The 4884-nt window shown below is 71.3% G+C and carries 2 protein-coding genes and 1 pseudogene; all 3 read left to right on the forward strand.

Annotated features, from left to right (window positions below):
• On the forward strand, positions 1-1512 hold a 1512-nt coding region (locus U9980_RS20165; RefSeq protein ID WP_322769344.1), incomplete at its 5' end, for a carboxyl transferase domain-containing protein.
• A 5-nt stretch (positions 1513-1517) separates the two neighbouring features.
• Positions 1518-3657, forward strand: a pseudogene (locus U9980_RS20175) (biotin carboxylase N-terminal domain-containing protein).
• Positions 3650-4801 (forward strand): acyl-CoA dehydrogenase family protein, encoded by a 1152-nt coding sequence (locus U9980_RS20180; RefSeq protein WP_322769346.1) that lies wholly within the window; start codon positions 3650-3652, stop codon positions 4799-4801. The pseudogene U9980_RS20175 and the gene U9980_RS20180 overlap by 8 nt, the downstream one beginning before the upstream one ends.
• Positions 4802-4884 lie beyond the last annotated feature (83 nt).

The raw sequence follows: 4884 nt of genomic DNA on the forward strand, positions 1-4884 counted from the left end.
CTGAGCTCGACCGCGCGGGGCGGGTCGGAGCAGGCCCGACTGCGCCATGTGAGCAGAGGCAAACTGCTGCCCCGGGACCGGATCGACACCCTGCTCGACCGCGGCAGCCCGTTCCTGGAACTCTCGCCGCTGGCCGCCAACGGCATGTACGGCGACGAGGCACCGGGCGCGGGGATCATCACCGGTGTCGGACGGGTGTCCGGGCGTGAGTGCGTGGTGGTGGCGAACGACGCCACGGTCAAGGGCGGCACCTACTACCCCGTCACCGTCAAAAAGCACCTGCGGGCACAGGAGGTGGCACTGCACAACCGGCTGCCGTGTGTCTACCTCGTCGACTCCGGGGGGGCGTTCCTCCCGCTGCAGGACGAGGTGTTCCCCGACCGCGAGCACTTCGGGAGGATCTTCTACAACCAGGCGACGATGTCGGCGGCCGGTATCGCGCAGATCGCCGCGGTCCTCGGCTCGTGCACGGCCGGTGGCGCCTACGTCCCGGCGATGAGCGACGAGGCCGTCATCGTCCGGGACCAGGGGACGATCTTCCTGGGCGGTCCGCCGCTGGTGCGGGCCGCGACCGGGGAGATCGTCTCCGCGGAGGACCTCGGCGGCGGGCTGCTGCACAGCAAAACCTCCGGGGTCACCGATCACCTGGCCGACGACGATGCCGACGCGCTGCGCCGGGTGCGGGCGATCGTGGCCAGCCTCGCGCCGCGCGCGCCCCGGCCCTGGGATGTCGCCCCTACCGACGAGCCGGCCGCCGACCCGGCGGAGCTGTACGCGGTCGTACCCACCGACAGCCGCATCCCCTACGACGTCCGCGAGGTCATCGCCCGGATCGTCGACGGGAGCCGGTTCGCCGAATTCAAGCGCGAGTACGGCCCGACGCTGGTCACCGGCACCGCCCGGCTGCACGGCCACCCGGTCGGCATCGTGGCGAACAACGGCGTGCTGTTCAGCGAGTCCGCCCTCAAGGGCGCGCACTTCATCGAGCTGTGCGACCAGCGCAGAATCCCGCTGCTGTTCCTGCAGAACATCACCGGCTTCATGGTCGGCCGGGAGTTCGAGGCCGGCGGGATCGCCAAGCACGGCGCCAAAATGGTCACCGCCGTCGCCTGCGCGCGGGTCCCGAAGTTCACCGTTGTGATCGGCGGGTCGTTCGGCGCCGGTAACTACTCGATGTGCGGCCGGGCCTACTCACCACGGTTCCTGTGGATGTGGCCGAACGCGCGGATCTCGGTGATGGGCGGCGAGCAGGCCGCCTCGGTGCTGGCGACCGTGCGACGCGAGCAGCACGAGACCCGGAGTGTGCACTGGGATGCCGCGGACGAGGAGGCGTTCACCGCGCCGATCCGCGCTCAGTACGACCGTCAGGGTCACCCCTTCTACTCGACCGCCCGGCTGTGGGACGACGGCGTGATCGACCCGCTCGACACCCGCACGGTGCTGGGGTTGGCCCTGTCGGTGGCGGCGAACGCGCCGCTGGAACCTGTCCGCTACGGCGTCTTCCGGATGTGAGCGCGATGCCAGCCACCCTCTGCGACACCACAAGCGGTGACACCACCCTGTTCGACACCGTGCTGGTCGCCAACCGCGGTGAGATCGCGGTCCGCGTGATCCGTACACTGCGGGCGCTGGGCATCGGCTCGGTCGCCGTCTACAGCGACGCCGACAGCCGACGCCCGGCATGTGCGCGAGGCCGACGAGGCGGTCCACATCGGCCCGGCGCCCGCCCAGCTGTCCTACCTGTCGATCCCGGCGCTGCTCGACGCGGCCCGGCTCACCGGCGCCCGGGCGGTCCATCCCGGGTACGGCTTCCTGTCCGAGAACGTCGCGTTCGTGCGCGCCTGCACCGATGCGGGCCTGGTCTTCATCGGACCGTCCGCGCACGCCGTGGCGGTGATGGGCGACAAGATCCGCGCCAAGCAGACCGTCGCCGCCGCCGGTGTCCCGGTGGTACCCGGTCGCACCGAACCGGGGATGAGCGACGCCGACCTGGTCGCCGCCGCGGCCGAGGTCGGCTATCCCGTGCTGATCAAACCGTCCGCCGGTGGGGGTGGGAAAGGGATGCGCCTGGTCACCGAACCGGCCGCGTTGCGCAGCGAACTCGCCGCCGCCCGCCGACAGGCGGCCGCGTCCTTCGGCGACGACACCCTGTTCCTCGAACGGTTCGTCCACCGCCCACGGCACATCGAGGTGCAGATCCTCGCCGACACCCACGGCGCCGTCGTTCACCTCGGCGAACGCGAGTGCAGCCTGCAACGCCGCCACCAGAAGATCATCGAGGAGGCGCCGTCGGTGCTACTCGACGTCGCGACCCGGGACCGCATCGGCGCGGCCGCGGTCGAGGTCGCCCACGCCGTGGGCTACACCGGCGCGGGCACCGTGGAGTTCATCGTCGGCGCCGACGACCCGGCGCACTTCTTCTTCATGGAGATGAACACCCGGCTGCAGGTCGAACATCCGGTCACCGAGATGATCACCGGGATCGACCTGGTCGCCGAGCAGATCCGGATCGCCGCTGGCCAACCGCTGCCGATCACCCAACAGGACATCCAGCTGACCGGGCACGCGATCGAGGCGCGGGTCTACGCCGAGGACCCGGCCCGCGGCTTCCTCCCGACCGGCGGCACCGTCCTGCTGATGCGCGAACCCGACGGCGACGGCGTGCGCGTCGACTCGGGCCTCAGCCACGGGCAGCGGGTGGGAACCGACTACGACCCGATGCTCGCCAAGGTGATCGCCTGGGGGCCGGACCGGGCGACCGCGCGTACCCGCCTGCACGCCGCCCTCGCCCGCACCGCCGTCCTCGGCGTCACGACCAACATCGCCTTCCTCCGGGCGCTGCTCGCCCACCCCGACGTGGCCGCCGGACGCCTCGACACCGGTCTGGTCGAACGCGAGCTCGACGGCCTCGGCGACGCTGACCTCCCGGCCCACGCGCTCCCGGCCCACGCGTTGGCGGCCTACGGGTTGGCGCGGCTCGCCGAGGCGCAGCCGGCCGGCCCGGTGATCGACCCCTGGGACGTCCCCAGCGGCTGGCGGGTCGGCGGTGTCCCGGCTCCCCTGGTCTGGCGGCCGGCGCTGCCCGGCGGCGGCACCGCCGAGGTCACCGTGACCGGCACCCCGACAGCCGCCACCGTCAACGTCAACGTCAACGTCAACGTCAACGTCAACGTCAACGTCACCGGCGAGCCCGCCGCGACCGGGGAGCCTATGACCGCCGCGGTACGCACCCTCGCCGACGACGGCAGCGAACTGCTGATCACCGTCGGCGGGCGGAGCCGACGCTGGTGGTACGCCCGCGACGGGGCGACCCGCTGGCTCGGCGCCGACGGAGCCGCCTGGCGGATCGTCGAGGCCGACCCCGCCGCCCACACAGGAGCGGGATCGGCCGGCGCCGCCGAGGTCCGCAGCCCGATGCCCGGCACCGTCATCGCCGTTCACGTCACCGCCGGAGAACAGGTCACCGCCGGCCAGCCACTGATCATCGTCGAGGCGATGAAGATGGAACACACCCTCGCCGCCCCGCGGGACGGCCATGTCACAGACCTGTTTGCACACACCGGCGAACAGGTCACCCTCGACCAGGTCCTCGCCGTCGTAGAGGCCGACGCACTCATCCCCGGCCCGCAGGACCCGCAGGAGACACCCGATGCCTGACACCCGCCTCACCGACGAGCAGGAATCCCTGCGCCGCACCGTCGCCGAGTTCGCCCGCGAGGTCGTCGCCCCGGTCGCCGCCCAACACGACGAGAACAAGACCTTCCCCTACGAGGTCGTCGCCGCCATGGCCACGATGGGCCTGTTCGGACTGCCCTTCCCCGAGTCCTACGGCGGGATGGGCGGCGACTTCTTCACCCTCTGCCTGGCCATCGAGGAACTCGCCCGGGTCGACTCGTCGGTAGCGATCACGCTGGAGGCCGGCTGCTCGCTCGGCGCGATGCCGATCTACCGGTTCGGCACGCAGGACCAGAAACAGCAATGGCTGCCCATGCTGTGCTCGGGCGAGGCCCTCGGCGCGTTCGGGCTGACCGAACCCGAGGCGGGCAGCGACGCCGGCGGCACCCGCACGACCGCACGCCTCGACGACGACACCTGGGTGCTCAACGGTGCCAAGGCGTTCATCACCAACTCCGGTACCGACATCACCCGGCTCGTCACGGTCACCGCCGTCACCGGCACCACCGCGGCCGGGAATAAGGAGATCAGCACCATCGTGGTGCCGGTCCCGACCCCCGGCTTCACCGCGGAACCGGCGTACTCCAAGGTCGGCTGGCATGCCAGCGACACCCACCCGCTCACGCTCGTCGACGTACGGGTACCCGAGGCCAACCTGCTCGGCGAACGGGGCCGCGGCTACGCGAACTTCCTGTCCATCCTCGACGAAGGCCGCATCGCCATCGCGGCACTGGCCGTCGGCCTCGCCCAGGCCTGCGTCGAGGAATCGGTGGCCTACGCCCGGACCCGCCACGCCTTCGGCCGGCCGATCGGCGCCAACCAGGCGATCTCCTTCAAGATTGCCGAGATGGAGGCGCGTACCCACGTCGCCCGCACCGCCTACTACGACGCGGCCGCCCGGATGGCCTCCGGCCGCCCGTTCAAGAAGGAGGCTGCGATCGCGAAGCTGGTCAGCAGCGAGGCCGCGGTGACCAACGCCCGTGAGGCAACCCAGATCCACGGCGGCTACGGCTTCATGAACGAGTACCCCGTCGCCCGGCACTGGCGGGACAGCAAGATCCTGGAGATCGGGGAAGGCACCAGCGAGGTCCAGAAGATGCTCATCGCCCGCCACCTCGGCCTGTAGGAGCGCCCACGGCGCCCGCTCTTGTGGGCGCGCGGGTTCGGTCGCGTTCAGGGCTTCGGTGTGGTCAAGGGTTCCGGTCAGAG

It is taken from the genome of Protofrankia sp. Cr1 (genome assembly GCF_963555865.1).
In the GTDB taxonomy this organism is placed as follows: Bacteria; Actinomycetota; Actinomycetes; order Frankiales; family Frankiaceae; genus Protofrankia.